This is a genomic window from Xanthomonas sp. DAR 34887, from assembly GCF_041245805.1.
GTDB lineage: Bacteria > Pseudomonadota > Gammaproteobacteria > Xanthomonadales > Xanthomonadaceae > Xanthomonas_A > Xanthomonas_A tesorieronis.
Genome location: NZ_CP162490.1, coordinates 3,437,541 through 3,460,772, shown reverse-complemented (window position 1 = coordinate 3,460,772; position 23,232 = coordinate 3,437,541). Strand labels below are relative to the sequence as shown.

At 70.5% G+C, this 23,232-nt stretch carries 18 protein-coding genes; 12 read left to right on the top strand and 6 right to left on the bottom strand.

Annotated elements, in window-relative coordinates; genetic code table 11:
* Nucleotides 1-13: 13 nt before the first annotated feature.
* Both AB3X08_RS14510 and trxA read right to left on the bottom strand, forming a co-directional pair.
* A complete protein-coding gene (locus tag AB3X08_RS14510; RefSeq protein WP_369933417.1) occupies nucleotides 14-463 on the bottom strand; it encodes a DUF4442 domain-containing protein in 450 nt (149 codons plus the stop codon).
* 137 nt (nucleotides 464-600) lie between these two features.
* On the bottom strand, nucleotides 601-1,464 hold the full coding sequence (gene trxA / locus AB3X08_RS14505) for a thioredoxin (protein WP_369933416.1): 864 nt from the start codon (nucleotides 1,462-1,464) through the stop codon (nucleotides 601-603).
* A gap of 210 nt (nucleotides 1,465-1,674) precedes the next feature.
* Between trxA and AB3X08_RS14500 the strand changes: the two genes are divergently transcribed.
* The 8 genes from AB3X08_RS14500 to rlmH all read left to right on the top strand — a co-directional run bounded on the left by AB3X08_RS14500 (nucleotide 1,675) and on the right by rlmH (nucleotide 9,980).
* Nucleotides 1,675-2,298 (top strand): DUF998 domain-containing protein, encoded by a 624-nt coding sequence (locus AB3X08_RS14500; RefSeq protein WP_369933415.1) that lies wholly within the window; start codon nucleotides 1,675-1,677, stop codon nucleotides 2,296-2,298.
* A gap of 253 nt (nucleotides 2,299-2,551) precedes the next feature.
* Nucleotides 2,552-5,194 (top strand): leucine--tRNA ligase, encoded by a 2,643-nt coding sequence (gene leuS, locus AB3X08_RS14495; protein WP_369933414.1) that lies wholly within the window; start codon nucleotides 2,552-2,554, stop codon nucleotides 5,192-5,194.
* A 139-nt stretch (nucleotides 5,195-5,333) separates the two neighbouring features.
* On the top strand, nucleotides 5,334-5,936 hold the full coding sequence (lptE, locus tag AB3X08_RS14490) for an LPS assembly lipoprotein LptE (RefSeq protein WP_369933412.1): 603 nt from the start codon (nucleotides 5,334-5,336) through the stop codon (nucleotides 5,934-5,936).
* Between the two features lie 85 nt (nucleotides 5,937-6,021).
* The gene (gene holA, locus AB3X08_RS14485) at nucleotides 6,022-7,056 is read left to right on the top strand and encodes a DNA polymerase III subunit delta (protein ID WP_369933411.1); all 1,035 of its coding nucleotides are present in this window, start codon (nucleotides 6,022-6,024) and stop codon (nucleotides 7,054-7,056) included.
* 53 nt (nucleotides 7,057-7,109) lie between these two features.
* On the top strand, nucleotides 7,110-7,856 hold the full coding sequence (nadD, locus tag AB3X08_RS14480) for a nicotinate-nucleotide adenylyltransferase (RefSeq protein WP_369933410.1): 747 nt from the start codon (nucleotides 7,110-7,112) through the stop codon (nucleotides 7,854-7,856).
* A 55-nt stretch (nucleotides 7,857-7,911) separates the two neighbouring features.
* Nucleotides 7,912-8,331: a ribosome silencing factor gene (gene rsfS, locus AB3X08_RS14475; RefSeq protein ID WP_369933409.1), complete on the top strand. Its 420-nt coding sequence runs from the start codon at nucleotides 7,912-7,914 to the stop codon at nucleotides 8,329-8,331.
* A complete protein-coding gene (locus AB3X08_RS14470; protein ID WP_369933408.1) occupies nucleotides 8,324-9,487 on the top strand; it encodes a J domain-containing protein in 1,164 nt (387 codons plus the stop codon). The genes rsfS and AB3X08_RS14470 overlap by 8 nt, the downstream gene beginning before the upstream one ends.
* A 22-nt stretch (nucleotides 9,488-9,509) precedes the next feature.
* Nucleotides 9,510-9,980, top strand: coding sequence for a 23S rRNA (pseudouridine(1915)-N(3))-methyltransferase RlmH (gene rlmH / locus AB3X08_RS14465; RefSeq protein WP_184411298.1), 471 nt, complete (start codon nucleotides 9,510-9,512; stop codon nucleotides 9,978-9,980).
* A gap of 149 nt (nucleotides 9,981-10,129) precedes the next feature.
* On the opposite strand, the gene AB3X08_RS14460 is transcribed toward rlmH, so the two are convergent.
* From AB3X08_RS14460 to AB3X08_RS14450, 3 genes are all read right to left on the bottom strand, one after another.
* Nucleotides 10,130-12,847, bottom strand: a complete 2,718-nt coding sequence (locus tag AB3X08_RS14460; RefSeq protein ID WP_369933406.1) for a TonB-dependent receptor — start codon at nucleotides 12,845-12,847, stop codon at nucleotides 10,130-10,132.
* A gap of 224 nt (nucleotides 12,848-13,071) precedes the next feature.
* On the bottom strand, nucleotides 13,072-13,743 hold the full coding sequence (locus tag AB3X08_RS14455; RefSeq protein WP_369933405.1) for an energy transducer TonB: 672 nt from the start codon (nucleotides 13,741-13,743) through the stop codon (nucleotides 13,072-13,074).
* Nucleotides 13,744-13,980: 237 nt separating this feature from the next.
* On the bottom strand, nucleotides 13,981-14,718 hold the full coding sequence (locus AB3X08_RS14450) for an SIMPL domain-containing protein (protein ID WP_369933403.1): 738 nt from the start codon (nucleotides 14,716-14,718) through the stop codon (nucleotides 13,981-13,983).
* A gap of 132 nt (nucleotides 14,719-14,850) precedes the next feature.
* Here AB3X08_RS14450 and AB3X08_RS14445 point away from each other — a divergent pair, with 132 nt between their 5' ends.
* The 4 genes from AB3X08_RS14445 to tldD all read left to right on the top strand — a co-directional run bounded on the left by AB3X08_RS14445 (nucleotide 14,851) and on the right by tldD (nucleotide 22,441).
* Nucleotides 14,851-15,414 carry a Maf family nucleotide pyrophosphatase gene (locus tag AB3X08_RS14445; RefSeq protein WP_369933401.1) on the top strand — a complete coding sequence of 188 codons (564 nt, stop codon included), beginning with the start codon at nucleotides 14,851-14,853 and terminating at the stop codon, nucleotides 15,412-15,414.
* On the top strand, nucleotides 15,414-16,904 hold the full coding sequence (gene rng, locus AB3X08_RS14440) for a ribonuclease G (protein WP_369933400.1): 1,491 nt from the start codon (nucleotides 15,414-15,416) through the stop codon (nucleotides 16,902-16,904). The genes AB3X08_RS14445 and rng overlap by 1 nt, the downstream gene beginning before the upstream one ends.
* Before the next feature lie 124 nt (nucleotides 16,905-17,028).
* Complete coding sequence (locus tag AB3X08_RS14435) at nucleotides 17,029-20,934, top strand: YhdP family protein (protein ID WP_369933398.1); 3,906 nt, start codon at nucleotides 17,029-17,031, stop codon at nucleotides 20,932-20,934.
* A gap of 64 nt (nucleotides 20,935-20,998) precedes the next feature.
* Nucleotides 20,999-22,441, top strand: a complete 1,443-nt coding sequence (tldD, locus tag AB3X08_RS14430; protein WP_369933397.1) for a metalloprotease TldD — start codon at nucleotides 20,999-21,001, stop codon at nucleotides 22,439-22,441.
* A 147-nt stretch (nucleotides 22,442-22,588) separates the two neighbouring features.
* Here tldD and yjgA read toward each other — a convergent pair whose 3' ends face one another.
* Nucleotides 22,589-23,185 (bottom strand): ribosome biogenesis factor YjgA, encoded by a 597-nt coding sequence (yjgA, locus tag AB3X08_RS14425; RefSeq protein ID WP_369933395.1) that lies wholly within the window; start codon nucleotides 23,183-23,185, stop codon nucleotides 22,589-22,591.
* Nucleotides 23,186-23,232 lie beyond the last annotated feature (47 nt).

The window sequence follows — 23,232 nt, the reverse complement described above, 5'->3', positions numbered from 1 at the left end:
GGCGTGGTAAAGGCTAGCGCGCCGGCTTGCGCTTGACGTACAGCTGCTTGCGCGTGCGCGCCACCACCGTGCCCTGCGCGTCGAGGATCTCGTTGTCGAACCAGCGCAGGTATTTGTCGCCGCCGGCGGTGGCGGTGCGCATGTCGTCCAGCATCGCCTCGTCCAGGCGGAACTGCGCGGTCACCGTGCCGCGCCCCGGGCGTACGAATTCGATGCTGCCGGCCTTGTCCCAGACGTAGTAGTCGCGGCCCAGGTTCTGCATCGCCAGCAGCATCCAGAACGGATCGGTCATCGCGAACAGGCTGCCGCCGAAATGGGTGCCGACGTAGTTGCGGTTCCACGGGCGCATGCGCAGTTCGACCCGCGCGTAGCGGTAGTCCGGGCTCAGTTCCGCCAGGTGGATGCCGGCGAACAGGAACGGCGGCCACAGGTTCAGGCCCAGGCGGAACAGGGAGGCTTTCATTGCGGACGGAAGCAGCGCTAGGGGAGGGCGAGCTTACCATTCGCATGAGTATGGTGGGTGGCGGCGCTGCCGCCGCCGACGTCACGCAACGGCCGGCCCGGCGCAGGTGCGGCCGTGTGCAGCGTTCCGCGTGCGGCTCAGAACAGCAGCGCGGACATCTTGCGCCGGTAGCGGCCGACGAGGTCCTCGTCCTCGATCACCCGGAACGCGTCGATCAGCGATTTCTTGGGCAGGCCGTCCTCGAAGCCGCGGTCCTGCCGCAGCATTTCCAGGAACTGCTCCAGCGCCGCTTCGTCCTCGCCGGCGATCAACTGCCGCACGCCGAGCAGGTAGCGCGCCTTCAGATCGGCCGGGTCCTGCGCCACCGCCGCCTGCAGCGATTCCAGCGGCGGCGCCGACTGCAGCGCGCCGACGAAGCCCAGCCGCGCCCGCGCGCGCACCGCGCGTTCGTCGGTGGCCAGGTTGGCCGGCAGCGCGTCGATCAACGCCTCGGCTTCGCTGGCCGCACCGGTCTTCACCAGCGCCAGCGCCAGGTCCAGCTTCAGTTCGTCCTTGTCCGGCTCGGCGGCCACCGCCTCGCGCAGGCGCAGCACCTCGGCCTGCGGGTCCAGCGGCGCCGCGGGCGCGTCGTCCTGGGCCTCGGCCGGCGCCGGCAGCGGCGCGATGCCGTGCTGGGTCAGGAACTCGCGCAGCTGGCCTTCGGGCATGGCCCCGGGGAAACCGTCGACCAGTTGCCCGTCCTTGACCAAGAACACGGTCGGCACCGAGCGGATCTGGAACGCGGCGGCGATCTGCTGCTCCTGGTCCACATCGACCTTGGCCAGCACGAACGCGCCGTGGTACTCGGCGGCCAGCTTCTCCAGGATCGGGCTCAGGGTCTTGCACGGGCCGCACCAGGGCGCCCAGAAGTCCACCAGCACGGGGGTCTGCAGCGATTTCTGCAGCACTTCCGCTTCGAAGGTCTCGGTCTTGGCGTCGAAAACGTGGGGCATGTCGGACATGGGGGCATCGTGGCTGGCGAAGAATGATGGGTTCTATGGTGACAGACCGGCGCTGACGCAAGGGTAGGCAGGCCGGCGACGGCCTTGCGCGCCGTCGCCGCGGCGATCGCGGCGGCGACGCGGGCGCGGGGTGCCAGCCGCGGCCGCAGCGGCGACAATGGGCGTTTGCCGCGCCGCGGTGGCGTGGCGGCGCAGAGGCCCGAAGACACGATGGCGAACCGATACGATCAGGCGCTGCGCTATGCAGGGCCGTTGCTGGCGCTGGTCGCCGTGGCCGCAGTGGTGGGCTTTGGGCTGGCCCTGCCGGGTTATCTGCCGTGGTCGCATCCGGTCGCGCTGCTCGGCGCCAGCGGTATCGCCCATGCCTGGGCCTTCGATCTGCTGGCCTTCGTGCTGCCCGGCGCGCTGGCGGCGGCGCTGGCGCTGCGCCTGCTGCAGCGTAGCGGCCGTGGCGCGCCCTGGTCGCTGCGCGTCGGCGGCCAGTTGCTGTTGCTGGCCGGGCTGGCCTTCGCCGGCATGGGCCTGCTGCCGCTGGACCCGGCCGACCTGGAATCGCGCGCCACCCAGTTGCACGCCAGCGCCTGGCTGCTGTGGGTGGTGGCGCTGGTGGCGGCGGCCAGCCTGCTGGCCATCGGTGCCTGGCGCCAGCCCGGCGCGCGCGGCTGGGCGCGCACCGCGCTGGCGGTGGCCCTGCTGGCCGCGCTCGGTGCGTTCGCGCTGGACGCGCTGCTGTCGGCGGCGGTGGCGCAGCGGCTGGTGTTCGCGCTGTGGTGGGCCTGGCTGGCGCTGCTGGCCTGCCGCCCCGGGCCGCAGCGGGTGCCGCGCGGGGGCTGAACCCTGTTCGCGCGCAATCGGCGCCGGTCCGCTGCGCATCGGTCCGGCCCGGCGCAAGGCCGTTGCGCGGTTGTTCCGCTGCGCCGGGCGGCGCGGCGAGCGGAGTTTTCCCGCTATCCGCCACGCTGGCGGCGATGCGCGCGAGCGCCCGGGCCGGGCGCGGGCCGGTGCCGCTCGTCGCCACGATTGGAGCCGCCTGCTGCGCTGCGGTACCCTTGCCTGCTTTGTTGCCGCCTGGCCCTTGCCCGTTTCCATGTCCGCCGTCGAGCCCACCGCCTACGACCCGCAGCAGGTCGAATCGTCCGCCCAGCAGTTCTGGGACGCCACCCGCGCCTTCGAGGTCAACGAGACCTCCGACAAGCCCAAGTTCTATTGCCTGTCGATGCTGCCGTACCCGTCCGGTGCGCTGCACATGGGCCACGTGCGCAACTACACCATCGGCGACGTGATCAGCCGCTACCAGCGCATGAACGGCAAGAACGTGCTGCAGCCGATGGGCTGGGACGCGTTCGGCCTGCCGGCCGAGAACGCCGCGATCAAGAACAAGACCGCGCCGGCGAAGTGGACCTACGCCAACATCGAGCACATGCGCAGCCAGCTGAAGTCGCTGGGTTACGCGATCGACTGGTCGCGCGAATTCGCCACCTGCCGTCCCGAGTACTACGTGCACGAGCAGCGCATGTTCACCCGGCTGATGCGCAAGGGCCTGGCCTATCGCCGCAACGCGGTGGTGAACTGGGACCCGGTCGACCAGACCGTGCTGGCCAACGAGCAGGTCATCGACGGCCGCGGCTGGCGCTCCGGCGCGCTGGTGGAGAAGCGCGAGATCCCGCAGTGGTTCCTGCGCATCACCGACTACGCGCAGGAACTGCTGGACGGCCTGGACCAGCTGCCGGGCTGGCCGGAGTCGGTCAAGACCATGCAGCGCAACTGGATCGGCCGTTCCGAAGGCCTGGAGATCCAGTTCGAGGTGCGCGACGCCGACGGCGCGGCGCTGGATCCGCTGCGCGTGTTCACCACGCGCCCGGACACGCTGATGGGCGTGACCTTCGTCTCCATCGCCAGCGAGCATCCGCTGGCGCTGCATGCGGCCAAGTCCAACCCGCAGCTGGCCGCGTTGCTGGCCGAGCTGAAGCAGGGCGGCGTGTCCGAGGCGGAACTGGAGACCCAGGAAAAGCGCGGCATGGACACCGGTCTGGTGGCGGTGCACCCGATCAGCGGCGAGCAGGTCCCGGTGTGGGTCGCCAACTTCGTGCTGATGGGCTACGGCACCGGCGCGGTGATGGCGGTGCCCGGCCACGACCAGCGCGATTTCGAGTTCGCCAACAAGTACGCGCTGCCGATCCGCCAGGTGATCGCGCTGAAGGCGCCGAAGAACGACGACGAGCGTACCTGGGAGCCGAACGTCTGGCGCGACTGGTACACCGACAAGACCCGCGAGTTCGAACTGGTCAACTCTGCCGAGTTCGACGGCCTGGATTACCACGGCGCGTTCGAAGCGCTGGCCGAGCGTTTCGAGCGCAAGGGCCAGGGCCAGCGCCGCATCAACTACCGCCTGCGCGACTGGGGCGTCAGCCGCCAGCGCTACTGGGGCTGCCCGATCCCGGTGATCTACTGCGCCAGCTGCGGCGCGGTGCCGGTGCCGGAAGACCAGTTGCCGGTGCTGCTGCCGGAGAACGTGGCGCTGAGCGGCACCGGTTCGCCGTTGAAGACCGATCCGGAATGGCGCAAGACCACCTGCCCGCAATGCGGCGCGGCGGCCGAGCGCGAGACCGACACCTTCGACACCTTCATGGAGTCGAGCTGGTACTACGCGCGCTACACCTCGCCCGGCGCCAAGGACATGGTCGACAAGCGCGGCAACTACTGGCTGCCGGTGGACCAGTACATCGGCGGCATCGAGCACGCGATCCTGCACCTGATGTATTTCCGCTTCTTCCACAAGCTGCTGCGCGACGCGCGCCTGGTGGACAGCGACGAGCCGGCGACCAACCTGCTGACCCAGGGCATGGTGATCGCCGAGACCTACTACCGCGACAACGGCGACGGCTCCAAGGACTGGATCAACCCGGCCGAGGTAGACGTGCAGCGCGACGAGCGCGGCCGCATCGTCGGCGCCAGCCTGATCGCCGACGGCGCGCCGGTGCACATCGGCGGTACCGAGAAGATGTCCAAGTCCAAGAACAACGGCGTGGACCCGCAGGCGATGGTCGGCAAGTACGGCGCCGACACGGTGCGCCTGTTCTCGATGTTCGCCGCGCCGCCGGAACAGTCGCTGGAGTGGAACGAGGCCGGCGTGGACGGCATGGCGCGGTTCCTGCGCCGGCTGTGGGCGCAGGTGCACAGGCATGTCGCCGACGGCGCCGCTCCGGCGCTGGACGTGGCCGCGCTGGGCGCCGAACACAAGGCGCTGCGGCGCAAGACCCACGAGACCATCGGCAAGGTCGGCGACGACTACGGCCGCCGTCACAGCTTCAATACCGCCATCGCCGCGGTGATGGAGCTGACCAACGCGCTGGCCAAGTTCGACGACGCCAGCGAACAGGGCCGCGCGGTGCGCCAGGAAGCGCTGGAAGCGGCGGTGCTGCTGCTCAACCCGATCACCCCGCATGCCAGCCATGCGCTGTGGCAGGCGCTGGGCCATGCGCCGACGCTGCTGGAAGACCTGCCGTTCCCGCAGCCGGACCCGGCCGCGCTGGTGCGCGACGCGCTGACCCTGGCGGTGCAGGTCAACGGCAAGCTGCGCGGCACCATCGAGGTCGCGGCCGACGCCCCGCGCGAGCAGATCGAGGCGCTGGCGCAGGCCGAGCCGAACACCGCCAAGTTCCTGGAAGGCCTGAGCATCCGCAAGATCATCATCGTGCCGGGCAAGATCGTGAACCTGGTGGCGGCGTGAACCACGCTGCCGCGAACATGCGCGCCGCCGCGGCAGGGCCGCCGGCGCGCGCCGCGGCACATCTCAACCCTCGTTCACGCGGCATCCGGCAGGCTAGCCGCCTGTTGCCGCGCCCAGCCGGCTCCTCCAGACTGTGTCCATGACCCGACTCCTGCTCGCCCTCGTCCTCGCGACGTCCCTGACCGCCTGCGGCTTCCATCTGCGCGACAAGCTGACCCTGCCGGCCGGCACGCCCTCGGTGAAGGTGGTCTCCTCGGCGCCGTACAGCGAGCTGGTGAAGCTGCTCGAACGCGGCCTGCGCGCCGCCGGCGCGGAGATCGCACCGAAAGAGGTCAACACCGGCGTGGCGCGCCTGGAAGTGCTGTCCGAGCGCTGGGGCGACCTGCCGATCGCGCTCGACGCCGAAGGCCGCGCCCAGGAATACAGCCTGCGCTATGCGGCGATCTTCGTGTTCCGCCGTGCCGACGGCAGCGTGCTGGTGCCGCAGCAGGTAATCGAGCTGTCGCGCGACTACGTGTCGCCGCCGACCGACGCCACCGGTACCACCACCGAGCGCGAGATCCTGGCCGACGAACTGCGCCGCGAGATGTCCGCCTCGATGCTGCGCCGGATCGACAGCGTGGTGCGCGCCGAAGTGCGCGACGGCAAGAACGTCAACCAGGCGCCGCCCGCGGCCACCGGCACCCCGGTCGAAGGCAAGCCGGTCCCCGCCACGCCGCCGGCGACCTCGCCGCAGCCTTGATCCGTCGGCCACCGCCCGCCGCCCGCCGTTCGCCCGTGTGCGGCGATCCGCTGGCGTCGCGCAGCGACAGGCCCTAGGTGCCGCCATGGAATTGCGTCCCGAACAGCTCGTCACCCAGCCGGCCACGCAGCCGCTGCATCCGGTCTATCTGATCGCCGGCCCGGAAACCCTACGGGTGCTCGAGGCCGCCGACGCGGTGCGTGCGCGTGCGCGCACCGAAGGCATCGGCGAACGCGAGGTGTTCGACGCCGACGGCCGCGATTTCGACTGGAGCCAGCTGTATTCCAGCTTCAATGCGCCGAGCCTGTTCAGTCCGCGCCGGCTGATCGAACTGCGCCTGCCCAGCGGCAAGCCCGGCAAGGAAGGCGGCGAGGTGATCAGCGCGTTCTGCGCAGATCCGCCGCCGGACGTGGTGCTGCTGATCACCTGCAACGAATGGAGCAAGGCGCACCAGGGCAAGTGGGCCGACGCGGTCGGCCGGATCGGCGTCATCGCCGTGGCCTGGGCGATCAAGCCGCACGAACTGGGCGACTGGATCGAGCGCCGCCTGCGCAGCAAGGGCCTGCGTGCCGATGCCGGCGCGGTGCAGCGCCTGGCCGAGCGGGTCGAAGGCAATCTGCTGGCCGCCGCGCAGGAGATCGACAAGCTGGCGTTGCTGGCCGACGGGCAGAGCCTGGACGTGGCGGCGATGGAGTCGCTGGTCGCCGATGCCGCGCGCTACGACGTGTTCCGCCTGGCCGAGGCCACCTTGGCCGGGCAGGCGCCGATGGTCGGGCGCATGCTCGCCGGCCTGCGTGCCGAGGGTGAGGCGGTGGCGGCCCTGCTGCCGATCCTGATCAAGGAACTGCTGCGCACCGCCGCGCTGGCCAAGGTGCAGGCGGCCGGCGGCAACCTGGCCGCGGAGATGAAGGGGCAGGGCATCTGGGAATCGCGCCAGGCCCCGTTCAAGCGCGCGCTGCAGCGGCATGCCGAGCCGCGCCGCTGGGAGCGCTTCGCCGCCGAAGCCGGGCGCATCGACCGCATCGCCAAGGGCCGCGCCGACGGCGACGCCTGGATCGCGCTGGAACGCCTGCTGCTGGCCATCGCCGAGGCGCGGGCGGTGCGGTTGTTGGTGGTATGACGGCTGGGATTCGGGATTGGGGATTGGGGATTGGCAACAGCGGCGATCCGAGGGTGCCGGATGCTCGCGCAGAGCTTTCCGCCGTTGACGAATCCCGAATCCCCAATCCCCAATCCCAGCCGCTCACCCTGATCTACGGCGGCACCTTCGACCCCATCCACAACGGCCACCTGGCGATCGCGCGGGCGGCGCGCGATGCGTTCGGGGTGCCGGTGCGGCTGATGCCGGCCGCCGATCCGCCGCATCGCCAGGCGCCGGGCGCCGATGCCCGGCAGCGCTGCGAGATGCTGGCGCTGGCGATCGCCGGCGAAGCCGGGCTGTTGCTCGACCGGCACGAATTGCAGCGCGCGCTGGCGCGGCCGGGCGTGGCCTCGTACAGCATCGACACGGTGCGCGAACTGCGTGCCGAACTCGGCGTCGATGCGCCGCTGGCGCTGCTGATCGGCGCCGACAGCTTCGTCGGCTTCAACGGCTGGCGCGACTGGCGCGGCCTGCTCGACGCGGCGCATCTGGTCGTGGCCGACCGCGCCGGCAGCGGCTGGGAACGCGCCTTGCCGGCCGAACTGGCGCAGGCGGTGGCCGGGCGCTGGGCGGCGTCGCCGCAGGCGCTGGCACGCGCGCCGGGCGGCCTGCTGTGGTGCCTGCGGCAGCCGCTGCGCAGCGAATCGGCCAGCCAGGTGCGCGAGCGCATCGCCGCCGGCGGCGACTGGGCGACGCTGGTGCCGGCGGCGGTCGCGGACTACATCCGTGCCGCCGGACTGTATGCGGGCGCTCCCGGCGACCCCGCGCGCGCTAGCTGAATACGCGCCTTCGCGCAGTTCCCTATAATTCGCCCATTCCATCGAGTTCGCACCTTTGTCCAGTCAAGCCCACGTCATCAAGACCCAACTGCCCAACCCGCCGCCGTCGTTGCCGGCACTGCTCGCCCATGTCCGCACCGCGCTCGACGAGCTCAAGGCCAAGGACGCGGTGGAAATCGACGTGCGCGGCAAGTCCAGCGTCACCGATTACATGATCGTGGTCTCCGGGACTTCCACCCGCCACGTCAAGTCGATCGCCGACGAGGTGATCAAGTACGCCAAGAAGCTGGACGTGATGCCGCTGGGCGTGGAAGGCGAGCGCGAGGCCGAGTGGGTGCTGGTCGATCTCGGCGACGTGGTGGTGCACGTGATGCTGCCGCGGGTGCGCGAATTCTATGCGCTGGAGCGGCTGTGGACGGTCGGCGACCAGCCGCCGAGCGACGACGACGGCGACGAACCGGCACGCGATGCCTAAGCGGCACGACGCCGCGCACCGCGCCGGTGGCGATGCGGCGCCGGTGCGCGTGAGCGTCGGGGTCGGCGAAGTCGCGCAGTCGCGCGCGACCCCGACACGCAAGCGCTTCGGCGCGCTGATCGAACGCCTCGAGCGCACACGCGCGCAATTGCGCGCCTGGCGCGAGGCGCTGCCGCGCTGGGAACAGCGTTTCCACGACCAGGTCGAACCGCTGCTGCAGGCGCGCGATGCGGCGCAGACGCAATTGCTGCGGGAGCTGGATGCGGCGCATGCCGCGTACAAGCTGAGCAAGCGCGATCGCGCCGATCTGTCCGAGACGATCTGCGAACTGGCCGCGTTGCTGCTCCAGGACGGCGGCGACGACGAGCTCAAGCGCATCTACGACCGCCACAGCCCGATCGGTTTCGACCAGGGGCTGGCCGAGTCCGAAGCGGTGCTGACATCGCTGATCGGCGAGGAGTTCGGCCTGACCGAGGAAGAACTGCGGCACGTGCACTCGCCCGAGGCGCTGTACGCGCAGGTGCGCGAGCGCCTGCAGGCGCAGCAGGCGCACGCGGCCGGGCGCGCGCAGCAGCGCGCCAAGCGGCGCCGTGCAGGCGCCGGCAAGAGCGCCGAGAGCGTCGCCGATCCGCAACAGGCGCGGCGCGCGCTGTACCGCAACCTGATCGCGGCCCTGCATCCGGACCGCGAACCCGATCCGCAGCAGCGCGACCGCAAGACCGCGTTGATGCAAAGGCTCAACCAGGCCTATCGCGACGACGACCTGCTGACCCTGCTGGAACTGCAGCTGGAAATCGGCCAACTGGACCAGGCCGCCATCGCGGCGATGGCCGAGGAGCGGATTCGCGATTACAACAGCATGTTCGCCACGCAACTGAAGCAGGTCGAGCTGGAGCTGACACAGATCGTCGATGACTTCATGGGCCGTTATGGGCTGTACGAGGAGCGTCGTCCGCAGCCGCAGCGCCTGGACGCGTTGCTGGCGCAGTTCAAGCGCCAGCTGCAGGACGAGATCCAGCAATGCGCCGCAGACCGCGCTGCGGTGCGGCAGCCGGACACGCTCAAGCACTGGCTCAAGCTGGAGCGCGCGCGCGCGATCGAGCGGCAGAGCGAGGACGGACTGTTCGACGTGGCGTTCGCCCAGGAGCGCTGGTGAGGCGCGCGCGGCGGTCGCGGCGATGAAGGCGCGGCTCATCGCCACCGGCGAACGCGCGCCCGCCTGGGTCGCGCAGGGCTTCGCCGAATACCGCAAGCGCCTGTCGCACTGGCTGCCGCTGGAGCTGGTCGAGATCGAACCCGGGCTGCGCGGCAAGGGCCGCGATGCGCAGCGCGCGATCGAGGACGAAGGCCGCCGCGTGCTTGCGGCGCTGCCGAAGAACGCGCTGGTGGTGGCGCTGGACGTGCCGGGCAAGCAGCACAGTTCCGAACAGCTGGCGCAGCGCATGGAGCACTGGCGCGGCCAGGGCCGCGACCTGGCGCTGCTGATCGGCGGCCCCGAAGGGCATTCGCCCGAGGTGCTGGCAGTGGCCAGCGAATCCTGGTCGCTGGGGCCGCTGACCCTGCCGCACATGCTGGTGCGGCTGGTGGTGGCCGAACAGCTGTACCGCGCGGCGGCGATGCTGGCCAACCATCCCTACCATCGCGCGTGAGCGCCTGATTCGCCTGATTCGCCTGGCGCGCGCGATGCGCCGTCCGCGCATCGCCCGCCGCCAGATCGCAATGCACGTCCTGCAGCATCGGCAAAACGAAAAAGCCCGGGCTCGCACCCGGGCTTCGTCGTGCAGCGCGACGCGTCCGATCAGTTGAACGTGTACTTCGCGCCGAGCGTGAAGTAGCGGCCGACCGCGCCGCTGTAGTGCAGCGGGTTGTAGTTGACCGCGCCGTAGGTGGACGGATCCAGCGGCGCGATGCGGTCGAACACGTTCTGCACCGAGGCATTCAGTTCGAACGCATCGGTGATGTTCCAGCGACCCGACAGGTCGAAGGTGGTGAACGAGGCGATCTTCTCGACCGGGCTGCCGTCGGCATAGAACGCCAGGTAGTCACCGCCACGGCTGTCCTTGTTGTCGATGCTGGAGATGTAGTTGATCACGCCGCTGACGCTCCAGGCGTTCTGCTTCCAGGTGCCGCCGACGTTGATCCGGTCCTGCGGGGTGCCGATGCAGTTGGTCACGTCGCAGTTGCCGTGGGTGCCGACGTAGTCGTAGGTGGTGTCGCCTTCGGTGCGCTCGAACTTGAGCAGGTGGCTCCATTGCGCGTCCAGTTCCAGCTGCCCCGGGCCGATGGCGAAGGTCTGGCGGATGTCGGTATCGATGCCGCGCACGCGCGAGGAATTGGCGTTCACGTAATCGGTGTTGACCGCCAGGATGGTGCCGCTGTCGGCCACGCCGCCGATGTCGTTGCTGTCGCGCAATACGTCGCCGGCGAGGATCGCGTCGCGCGTGTTGCCCTGCGCGATCTCGTTGGTGCGCTTGATCTCCCATGCGTCCACGGTCAGCGAGGTGCTGGCGGTCGGCTGCAGCACGAAGCCCACCGAGTAGCTCTTGGACTCTTCCGGGGTCAGCGCGGCATTGGGGCGGGTGATGATCGCGACCGAGCGCGCGGTGCACTCGTTGGCCGGGTCGATCGCGCAGCGGATCGGATCGACCGCATTGGAGAATGCGGCCAGGCCGCCGTCGCCGTTCTCGGCCGGGTTGGGCGCGCGGAAGCCTTCGGCATAGCTGGCGCGCAGCGCGATCCACTCGGCCGGAGTCCACTTCACGCCCAGCTTCGGCGTGGCCTTGCTGTCGCCGCTCTCGTACTTGTCGTAGCGCACCGCGGCCGACAGTTCCAATTGCTCCAGCACCGGCGCCGACAGTTCGGCGTAGGCGGCATAGACGTTCTGGGTGCCGTCGTAGGCCGAGTAGCCCAGGCCGATGATGTCGCCGACATCGGTGTAGGTCTGCGGGGTCAGGCTGTTGCTGGTGCGGCGCCATTCGGTGCCTACCGCCAGGCCCAGCGGACCGCCTTGCAGGTCGGCCAGACTGCGCGAGACGGTGAAGTTGAACATGTCCAGGCTGGACTTGGCGCGCGCGCTGATGGTCGGCGAGATGTAGTCGTACAGCGCCTGCGAGTTCAGCCCGGCATCGTCGCCGATGCGCCAGGTGCCGGCCGCGCAGGCCGGGTTGCCGAGCACGCACTGCACCGCGCTGTAGCGCAGGAAGCCGGTGCGCTTGTTGACCAGGTCGGTGCCCGAATGCAGGTAGGCGGTGTCGTAGCTCCACTCGCCCCAGTTGCCCTTGACCCCGGCCAGGAAGCGGTTGAACTCGTTGGTGTTGTCGGTGACCCGCGGACCCACGTCCCAGGCGTTGTAGCGCAGGCGCGCGGCGTAGGGCAGCGGGTTGTCAGGATGGCCGGCATAGAGCACGGTGGCGCCGGCGCCGCTGTTGGCATTGACCGGGCCGCCGGGATAGCCCCAGCCGCCGGATACGTTCGACGGGGTATTGGAGAACACGGTTTCCTTCTTCGAGTAGCCGATCTCGGTGTAGATCTCGCCGCCCTCGCCGAAGGCGAAGCTGGCGCGGCCGAACACGTTGACGTATTCCTCCTCCGGGCTCAGGTCGCGGAACTGCTGGGCCGTATTGCCCAGGCAACCCTGGGCCTGGGCGGTGGCATCGGTCTGGCCGGGAATGGTGCTGACGCTGGCGCAACCGGGCAGCGCAATCAGCTGCGGCGTCGCGTCGTTGTTGAACACGGAGCCGTTCGGGCCCGAGCCGCCGGCGGTGCCGCCGCTGAGATAGGCGCCGCTGATGAACTGCACGTCGGCGGCGTCGTAACCGTAGCGGCGGATGTCGCCGGTGCCGATCCACTTGCGGTCCTTGCGGTCGCTGATCTTGATCGCATCGGTCTTGCCCACGTCCAGGCTGAAGAACGCGTTCCAGCCGTCGCTGGCGAAGTTGCCGGTACCGGCGGTCAGGGTGGCCTTGCGCGCGTTGCCGTCGCTGTCGCCGGACATGCCGTAGGAGCCGCGCAGGATCGCGCCTTCGAAGTCGCTGCGCAGGATGATGTTGACCACGCCGGCGATGGCGTCGGAGCCGTAGATCGCCGAGGCGCCGTCCTTCAGGATGTCGATCCGCTCGACCGCGTCCAGCGGGATGGTGCTCAGGTCGGTGAAGACCTTCTGGCCGTCGTCGGCCAGGCCGTAGGTGGCCATGCGCCGGCCGTTCAACAGCACCAGGGTGGAGCCGGCGCCCAGGCCGCGCAGCGAGATGCCGGCGCCGCCGCCGGCGAAGCCGTTGCCGAAGCTCTTGGGAATGGAGCCGGCGCCATCGGAGGTCAGCGTCTGCAGGTATTCGGCCACCGTGCTCTTGCCGGTGCGGTCGATTTCCTGGCGGGTGACCACCTGGACCGGGGACGGGGTTTCGGTATTGGTGCGGGGGATGTTGGAGCCGGTGACGGTGATGCGGTCGAGGTTGGTCGCCGCTTCTTGTGCGAAGGCCGCGGGAACCGCTGCGGTGCTCGCAAGGGCGCTGGCCACGCACGCGCATAGGACAAGGCGGCGGGTCGCACGCCGTTGATTCTGGGTGTTCACAGTCTCTCTCCTAACTGGAAACGCGAGTTGTACGGCTAAGAAATGCAAGGGCGCCGACCTGCCTGGGTCGGACGCGTGCCATGTACTTGCAGTGGTTGTGAAATTTCAGTGAATCCTGATCGGATATCCGTCCCGCTGCGGCTGCCGCAGCGGGACGGATGCACGTGCCTTCAACGGCCCAGGGAAAAATCCACCGGGACCAGGCCATACGCCTGAACGGGCGTTCCTTGCTGCAATGCGGCATGGAACTTCCAGCGCTTCAGCACCTGCTCGCGGGCGGCCTGATCGAGGATCCGGTGGCCGCTGCTCTTGGCGATGCTGACCTCCAGCGGCTGGCCGTCGACGCCGACCAGCACGCGCAGCAACACGCTGCCCTGCAGGCCGTCGCGCAACGCCTCGCGCGGGTAGGGCGGGGCCGGCGCACGCAGGTACTGCAGTTGCATGCCGGCGACGGGCGCGCTGGGCTGCTGCGGCGGCGCGCTCGGCTCTGCCGGGGTGGGCGTCGGATCGGCGGCCTCGGCCTGCATCGGCATCGGGCTGCTGTCGACCAGTGGCGCCTGCACCGGCGTCGGGGTCGGCACGGCGACCGGCACCCGCGGCTGGGTCGTGGGCCGCTTCTCGGGCTGCACCGTGACGAGCGGCGGCGGTGGCGTGACCGGGACCACGATCGGCTGCTGCCAGGCGGGTTGCGCCTTGGCCGGCTCCTGCGGCGGCGCCACGTGCGAGAGCGGGATCAGCAACAGCAGCATTGCCAACAGGTGCAGGCCGATCGCGGCGCTGAGCGCCAGGATCCGCGACAGGTCGATACCGAACGAGGGAGCGGGGAGTTGCGTGCGAACCATGATCCACCTCCATGATGAGTGCGTCTTGTGGACTTGCGGTACGACCAAACGCGCCAGCGCGGCGGACGGGGTCGATGCGCCACCCGCCCGCGTCTCCGACATTGCACCCGTTGCCGCCGCCATGGCAAGCGCCGGCACGACGCCGGTGCGGCCGCGCCGCGCCGCTGGAATCGCATGGCCCGGAAACGACGATGGCGCCCGCAGGCGCCATCGTCGCAAGCGCGGCAGCGGCCGGGCTTACTTGCCCAGTTCGAACACCACGTCCAGATTGACCGAGACGCTGCTCTCGCCGGTCGCCACCGGTGTGCTGTCCATCTCCGCCTTCATCGCCATCGTGCGCATCATCGGCATCGGCCGCACGCCGCCGCCGCTGCCTTCGGAAATGCTGACGATGCGGCGCACGCGCAGGCCCAGCGACTTGGCATAGGTCTGCGCGCGGGCCTGCGCCTTCTTCAGCGCATCGACCCGCGCCTGGTCGTACAGCGGTTCCGGATCGTCGATCTCGAAGGTGGGGCCATTGATCTGGTTGGCGCCCTGCGCGGCCAGCGCGTCGAGCACCTTGCCGAGCTTGGCGATGTCGCGCACCTTCAGGTTGACCGAGTTGCTGGCCTGGTAACCGATGACCTGCGGCGCCTGGTTGTCGACGTACTTGTATTGCGGGTTGAGGCTGATGCCGCTGGTCTGCACGTCCTTCTCGGCGATGCCGGCGGCACGCACCGCGGCCAGGACCTTGGTCATCTGCTCGGCGTTCTGGCGCATCGCCGCGGCGCTGTCGCTGGCCTGGGTGACCACGCCGGCCGACAGCGTGGCCACGTCCGGCGCGTGTTTGGCCTCGGCCTGGGCGGCGATGTTGAGCAGGGTGCCGTCGGCGGGCACGGCGTAGCCCGGTGCGGCGGTTTGGGCATGGGCGGTCATCGTGCCTCCTAGGGCGAGGGTCAGGGCCAGCAGCAGCGGACGGACGGATGGTGCGCGCATCGTATGTTCTCCTTGAAGGTGGGGCGAGGGTGTTGCCGCGACGATGAACGCGTCGTGATTCGGAGCGGGGTCGAGGGTGCGCCTGCGGAATTAGCGATCGTTCAGTCAGGCCTGCCGGGTTATCCTTCAGCCATGCTGTATCTCGCTTCCCGTTCCCCCCGCAGAAACGAACTGCTGACGCGCCTGGGCGTACCGTTCCGGATCCTCGATCTGGAGGTGCCGGAAGTGCGCGCGGCCGACGAATCGGCGCAAGCCTATGTGCGCCGCGTGGCCTTGGACAAGGCCCGCGCCGGCATGGCGCAGTTGAACGGCGCGGATGCGGTGGTGCTCGGCGCCGACACCGAGGTGGTGCTGGACGATCGCGTGTTCGGCAAGCCGGCCGACGCCGCCGACGCGGCGGCGATGCTGGCCACGCTGTCGGCGCGCACCCACCAGGCGATCACCGCGGTGGCGCTGGTCGCCGCGGCGCGCGAGGACGTGCTGCTGGTGCCGACCCAGGTCAGCTTCGCGGCCCTGTCGGCGCAGGACATCGCCGACTACGTGGCCAGCGGCGAACCGATGGGGCGCGCCGGCGCCTATGCGATCCAGGGCGGCGCCGAGCGCTTCGTCAGCCGCCTGGACGGCAGTTATTCCGGGGTGATGGGCCTGCCCCTGCACCAAACTTCCCAACTGCTGCGCGCCTTCGGAGTGCTTTGATGTCGCAAGAGATCCTGGTCAACGTCACACCGCGCGAGACCCGGGTGGCCGTCATCGAGAACGGCATGCTGCAGGAACTGCACATCGAACGCGGCTGGCGCCGCGGGGTGGTGGGCAATATCTACAAGGGCCGGGTGCAGCGGGTCATGCCCGGCATGCAGGCGGCATTCGTCGAGGTCGGGCTGGAGCGCGCGGCGTTCCTGCACGCCAACGACGTGGTGCGGCCGGCGCCGGTGGCCAACGGCGACACCGACGAGGCGCCGCCGCTGCCGGTGGCGGCGGGGGTGCCGATCGTGGAACTGCTGCGCGACGGCCAGGACATCGTGGTGCAGGTGGTCAAGGACCCGATCGGCAGCAAGGGCGCGCGGCTGACCACGCAGATCAGCATTCCCTCGCGCTATCTGGTGCTGCTGCCGCAGTCGCGGGTGATCGGGGTGTCGGCGCGGATCGAGGACGAGGCCGAACGGCTGCGCCTGAAGACCCTGGTCGCCGACCTGGCCGCCAGCCACGGCGGCTTCGGCTACATCATCCGCACCAATGCCGAGGGCCAGCCGGCCGAGGCGCTGGCCGAGGACATCGCGTATCTGTCGCGGGTGTGGAACGTGGTCGAGCGGCGCGGCCGCGACGGCGCCCCGGCCAGCATCATCTACGAAGACCTGAGCCTGCCGCTGCGCGCGGTGCGCGACCTGATCCGCAAGGACGTGGAGAAGGTCAAGGTGGATTCGCACGAGACCTTCGAACGGCTGCAGGCGTTCGTCGCCAAGTACATGCCGATCCTCGCCGAGCGCCTGGAGCTGTACACCGGCGACCGCCCGATCTTCGACCTGTACGGCGTGGAGGACGAGATCGCGCGCGCGCTGGACAAGCAGGTGCCGCTGAAATCCGGCGGCTACCTGGTCATCGACCAGACCGAAGCGATGACCACCATCGACGTCAACACCGGCTCGTTCCTGGGCCAGCGCAACCTCGAGGAAACGGTGTTCCGCACCAACCTGGAGGCGGCGCAGGCGGTGGCGCGGCAGCTGCGGCTGCGCAACCTGGGCGGCATCATCATCATCGACTTCATCGACATGGACGACGCCGAACACCGCCGCCAGGTGCTGCGCACGCTGGAGAAGGCCTTGTCGCGCGACCATGCCAAGACCACGGTGTACGAGTTCTCGCCGCTGGGCCTGGTGGAGATGACGCGCAAGCGCACCGTCGAGAGCCTGGAGCGGCAGCTGTCCGAGCCGTGCCCGGAATGCAGCGGGCGCGGTTCGATCAAGACCGCCGAGACCGTGACCTACGAGATCTTCCGCGAGATCACCCGCGCGGTGCGCCAGTTCGATGCCGCGCGCCTGCTGGTGATCGCCTCGACCAAGGTGGTGGCGCGGATCACCGACGAGGAATCCTCGGCGGTGGCCGAGCTGGAGGAATTCCTCGGCAAGAGCATCCGCTTCCAGGCCGACGAGCAATACCTGCAGGAGCAGTTCGACGTGGTGTTGTTGTGAGGCCGGGATTCGGGATTCGGGATTGGGGATTGGTTGAGCGGCCTGATCGCGGCCGGTTACCGTCCGCGCGCATCGCTTTGGCTGTTGCGAATCCCCAATCCCCAATCCCAACTCCCCGCCCCTGATGCATACCCCCCTGCGCCGCCGCCTGCGCCTGGCTCGCCGTTTCGCGTTCTACGCGGTGGCGATCGGGCTGGTGTGCGTGGCGTTGGTGGTGGGGGCGCTGAGCCAGGCATTGCCGTTCGTGGAGCGGCATCCGCAGCGGATCCAGGCCTGGCTGAGCGAACGCGCCGGGCGTCCGATCCAGTTCGACCGGGTCGAGACCGCGTGGACCCAGCGCGGCCCGTTGCTGCGCCTGGATGGCCTGCGCGTGGGCGCCGGCGACGGCGTGCGCATCGGCCAGGCCGAGGTGCTGGTGTCGATGTACGCCGGCCTGCTGCCGGGCCGCTCGTTCACCGAATTGCGCCTGCGCGGGCTGGCGCTGACCCTGCTGCGCGGCGCCGACGGCAGCTGGTCGGTGCAGGGCCTGCCGAGCACCGGGCAGGGCGGCGATCCGCTGGACGCGCTGCAGGGCCTGGGCGAGCTGCAGGTCATCGACGGCCGGCTGGCGGTGCATGCGCCGGACCTGGGCGTGGAGGCGACGTTGCCGAAGATCGACCTGCGCCTGCGCGTGGACGGCGACCGCCTGCGCGTCGGTGTGCAGGGCTGGACCGATCCGAAGCAGGCGCCGCTGACCGCGGTGCTGGACATGGACCGCCGGCGCGGCAACGGCCAGGCCTATGTGGCCGCGCGCCCGGCCGAACTGGCCGGCTGGTCGGGGCTGCTGCAGGCTGGCGGCATCCGCATCGACGGCGGCGACGGCCAGGTGCAGGGCTGGGCGCAGTTGCGCCAGCATCGGATCGTCGGGGTCAGCATCGAGGCCACGCTGCGCGACCTGCGGCTGAGCGGCGCGGCGCCGGTCGCCGGCGGGGCGCGGCCGCAGACCGCATTCACCACGTTACGCGCCACCGCGCGCTGGCGGCTGATCGACGGCGGCTGGCGGCTGGATGCGCCGCAGTTGCAGATCGGCCAGGCCGGACAGCCGACGCAGCGCCTGGACGGGCTGACCGTGGCCGGCGGGCGCCGCTTCGCGTTGCTCGGCGAGCATCTGGACCTGGCGCCGCTGCTGGCGGTGGCCGCGCTCAGCGACAGCCTGTCGCCGTCCCTGCGCACCTGGCTGCACGCGGCGCGGCCGCGGCTGCAGCTGACCCAGGTGGTGCTGACCGGCCGCCCCGGCGGGCCGCTGTACGGGCAGGGGCGCCTCAGCGAGTTGGCGTTCGCGCCGGTCGGGCAGTCGCCCGGCGTCAGCGGCCTGCGTGGCCGCTTCGATGGCGACGCGCAGGGCGGCGAACTGGTGCTGGACGCCGCCAGCCCGGTGCGTTTCGACTGGCCCAGCGGCTTCGGCGTGCCCCACGACGTGCAACTGGCCGGGCGCATCGTGGTGTTCCGCGATGGCGAGGACCTGCGCGTGGCGACGCCCGCGCTGCGCGTGCAGGGCAACGATTACGGCGCCGACGTGCGCGGCGGGCTGCGCTTCCAGGCCGACGGCTCCAAGCCCTGGATCGACCTGGCCGCCGATCTGCAGGACGCGCCGGTGGTGGCGGCGAAGAAATTCTGGGTGCATTCGAAGATGAGCAAGGCCGCCACCGACTGGCTGGACGCCGCGCTGCAGGGCGGGCGCCTGCGCGACGGCCGCGCGCTGGTCTCCGGCGATCTGGACGACTGGCCGTTCGTCGACCACAACGGCCGCTTCGAGGCGACCGCGCGGCTGGACGACGCCAAGGTGCGTTTCCAGCGCGAATGGCCGGCGGTGGAGAAGGTGGATGCCGAAGTGGCCTTCATCGGCAACGGCTTCGAGGTGCATGGCCGCGGCGAGATGGGCGGGGTGCCGGTGGATCGGCTGTCGGCGACCTTGCCGGACTACAAGCAGGGTCAGCTCAGCGTGCTGGCCAGCAGCCGCGCCGAGACCGGCAAGCTGCTGGCGATGCTGCGCCAGAGTCCGTTGCGCAAGCGCTACGGCGACACTCTGGACGCGCTCAGCGCCTCCGGCCCGGCCGACGTCAGCTTCGACCTGTTGCAGCCGTTGCGCGCCGACGTCGGCACCCACCACCTGCGCGGCAAGGTCGACCTGCTCGGCGCGCGTATCGCCGATAGTCGCTGGGACGTGGCCTTCGAGGACATGCGCGGCAGCGCCGACTACCGCGACACCGGCTTCGAGGCGCCGCAGCTGGCGGCGCTGCAGGACGGCCATGCCGGCCAACTGGCGTTGCGTGCCGGCGACGGCGTGAGCGATCCGCAGCAGGCGTTCGAGGCGGCCCTGAGCATTTCGGCCGATGCCGACGAACTGCTCGACCGGGCGCCGGAAATGGCCTGGCTCAAGCCTTACGTGCAGGGCCGCTCGCGCTGGAACATCGGCGTCGCCCTGCCCAAGGCCGCCGACGGCGGCGTACAGCCGCCGACCCGCCTGCAGCTGCGCTCGGACCTGGTCGGTACGCAACTGCTGCTGCCTGCGCCGATGGACAAGGGCGCGGCCGTGCCGCTGGCGACCGCGGTCAACGTGCCGCTGCCGGTCGGCACCGGACGCATCGAGGTGGCCTTCGGCAAGCTGATGGCGCTGGTCGCGCGCAGCCAGAACGGCAAGACCGGGGTCAAGGTGGTGATGGGCAGTGACCACGTCACCGAGGATCCGCCCAGTAGCGGGCTGACCGTCAGTGGGCGCACCGCCTCGCTGAACGCGATCGACTGGATCGGCCTGGTCAGCCGTCCGGATCCGAACACCGCGACCGCGCCGGGCGCCGAAGACCCGATGCCGTTGCGCCAGATCGACGTGCTGGCCGACCACCTGCTGCTGCTCGGCGGCGTGTTCGACAACACCCGCCTGCGGCTGCAGCCGCAGGCCGACACGGTGGCGGTGCATCTGGACGGACCAGCCCTGGCCGGCGAACTCAGCGTGCCGAGCAAGGACGGCGGGGTGCTCGGCGGCCGCCTGGCGCGGGTGCACTGGCGCGCCGCGCCGACCGCACGCGCGCCTGCGGCCGCGGCGACGGCAACGGCAACGGCGGATGCGGCCTCCGAGCCGGCACCCGCGGCCGCGGTGGCGGCTGCGGCGGTGCGACCGCTGACCGAGGCGATCGACCCGGCCTCGATCCCGGCGCTGGCGCTGGACGTGGACGACCTGCGCTTCGGTGCGATGAACCTCGGCGCCGCCTCGCTGCGCACCCGCAAGCTGGGCGACGGCATGCAGGTGGACCAGCTGCACCTGCGCTCGGACAAGCAGAAGATCGACATCAGCGGCGACTGGCGCGGCAAGGGCGCCACCGCGCGCACCCAGCTCAGCGCCAGCGTGGACAGCCAGGACCTGGGCGAACTGATGCAGAACCTGGACTTCGGCGGCCAGCTGCGCGGCGGCGAAGGCACGCTCGCCCTGCGCGCCGCCTGGCCCGGCGACCCGGCGGGGTTTCAGCTGGCCACGCTGCAGGGCCAGCTGGACGTAGCCGCGCGCAACGGCCAGCTGCTGGAACTGAACCCCGGTGCCGGGCGCGTGCTCGGCCTGCTCAGCGTGGCGCAGCTGCCGCGCCGGCTGATGTTCGATTTCCGCGATTTCTTCTCCAAGGGCTTCGCCTTCAACCGCATCGACGGCCAGGTGCAGTTCGGCGACGGCGTGGCGCGCAGCGAATCGATGCTGATCGACGGCCCGGCCGCGGAGATCAAGGTGCGCGGGCAGGCCGACCTGCGCGCGCAGCAGTTCGACCAGACCATCGACGTCAATCCCAAATCCGGCAATCTGCTGACCGTGGTCGGCGCGGTCGCCGGTGGCCCGGTCGGCGCGGCGGTCGGCGCCGCGGCCAACGCGGTGCTGGGCAAACCGCTGGGCGCGATCGGCGCACGCACCTACCGCGTCACCGGCCCGTGGAAGGATCCCAAGGTGGAGGTGGTCGAGCGCGACTCGGCGCCTGCGCCGGCGCCGCCTGCGTCGTCCGGAAGTCCCTGAATCGGCGCCTGCGCCGCGCCGCCGGCGCTTGCGCTGAGCGCCCCCGTCCCCCATGTTGAGTCCCATGACCGAAAACGCCCTGAGCCTCGCCGAAACCCGCCTGTTGCTTCCCGCCGGCCTCGATGCCACCAGCCTGGAGCGCGCCTTCGGCACGCTGCTCGGCCCCGGCATCGACTTCGGCGACCTGTATTTTCAGCATTCGCGGCGCGAGAGCTGGAGCGTGGAGGACGGCATCGTCAAGGACGGTGCGCATTCCATCGAGCAGGGCGTGGGCGTGCGCGCGATTTCCGGCGAGAAAACCGGTTTCGCCTATTCCGACGACATCCACCGCGACGCGCTGCTGGCCGCGGCGCAGTCGGCGCGGGCGATTTCCCGCGATGGCGGCGCGCAGCCGGCGCAGTCGCTGCTGCGCGGCAACGGCCGCGCGCTGTATCCGGCGCTGGACCCGGTGGACGGCATGGGCAACGACCTCAAGGTCGAGATGCTGCGGCGCCTGGACCAGTTCCTGCGCGCCGCCGACCCGCGCGTGCAGCAGGTGATGGTCGGCTTGTCCGGCGGCGTGGACACGGTGCTGGTGGCGCGCAGCGACGGCGTGCTCGCCGCCGACGTGCGTCCGCTGGTGCGGCTCAACGTGCAGGTGATCGTCGAGCAGGGCGGGCGCCGCGAGTCCGGCTACGCCGGCGGCGGCGGCCGCTACGGCTATGAGGTGCTGTTCGCCGACGGCCGCCCCGAAGCCTTTGCCAAGGAAGCCTTGCGGCAGGCGCTGGTCAACCTGGAGGCGGTGCCCGCGCCGGCCGGGGTGATGCCGGTGGTGCTGGGGCCGGGCTGGCCCGGCGTGCTGCTGCACGAGGCGGTCGGGCATGGCCTGGAAGGCGATTTCGCGCGCAAGGGCACCAGCGTCTATGCCGGGCGCATCGGCCAGCGCGTGGCCTCGCCGGGCGTGACCATCGTCGACGACGGCACCCTCGATGGCCGCCGCGGCTCGCTGAACGTGGACGACGAAGGCACGCCGACCAACTGCACCACGCTGATCGAAGACGGCGTTCTGGTCGGCTACATGCAGGATTCGCTGAACGCGCGGCTGATGGGCGTGGCGGCGACCGGCAACGGCCGCCGCGAATCGTTCGCGCACCTGCCGATGCCGCGCATGACCAACACCTACATGCTGGCCGGCCAGCACGACCCGCAGGAGATGATCCGCTCGGTGAAGAAGGGCCTGTACGCGGTCAATTTCGGCGGCGGCCAGGTCGACATCACCAGCGGCAAGTACGTGTTCTCGGCGACCGAGGCCTACCTGATCGAGGACGGCAAGGTCACCGCGCCGGTGAAGGGCGCCACCCTGATCGGCAACGGCCCGGAGACGATGCAGAAGGTGCGCATGATCGGCCACGACCTGGCGCTGGACGAAGGCGTGGGCGTGTGCGGCAAGGACGGGCAGAGCGTGCCGGTCGGCGTCGGCCAGCCGTCGCTGCTGATCGACGGGCTGACCGTGGGCGGGACGGCGTAGGAGCCGGGAGTGGGGATTCGGGATTCGGGATTCGGTAAAGCCGCGGGCGGTCGCTGTGGCGATGCCGATGCGTTTGGTCGGCGTCGCCGTCCAGCGTGCCGAAGCGGTCGAGGGTGTGCAACCGTGCGGGGCCGGCGCCGCCGTGGCTCAGTCGCGCGCGTCGTCTTCGAACTCGTCGTCGTCCGCTTCCTCGAGTCCCGAGTCCCCGGTCGCGAGTCCCGCGTCCGCCCCCAGCACCAGTTCGCGCAACTCGCGGAACAGCTCGCGGTAGGCGTGCGGTGGCTTGTTCTTCAGCCGCTCTTCCTTGGCGTTGCGGATCAGCTGGCGCAGGCGCTGGCGGTCGGCCTCGGGGTAGTCGCCCAGCAGTTCGGACAGCGCGCTGTCGCCGTCGGCGAGCAGGCGCGTGCGCCAGTCCTCGACCCGGTGGATCGCCGCCACTTCGCGGCGCGCGCCGTCGCTGTTGACGTCCATGGCCTCGCGGATCGCGTCCAGGGTGGCGTCGTCCTCGCGGCGCATCTGCTTGGCCAGGAACGCCAGCTGCCGCTTGTGCGCGATATGCGAGGTGATGCGCTTGGTTTCGGCGATATGAGGGATCAGCGACTCGGGCACCGGCAGCTTGGCCAGCTGCGCCGGAGTCAGCGCCACCAGCTTCTCGCCCAGGCTCAGCACTTCCAGCGCCGCGCGGCGCTGCTGGCTGCGGCTGTCGCCGCGGAATTCACCGGTGTCTTCGTCGCGTCCGCGCATCGTCTTTCCAATTCGAATTTTCCGCTCCGCGTTGCGCGGAGCCGTGA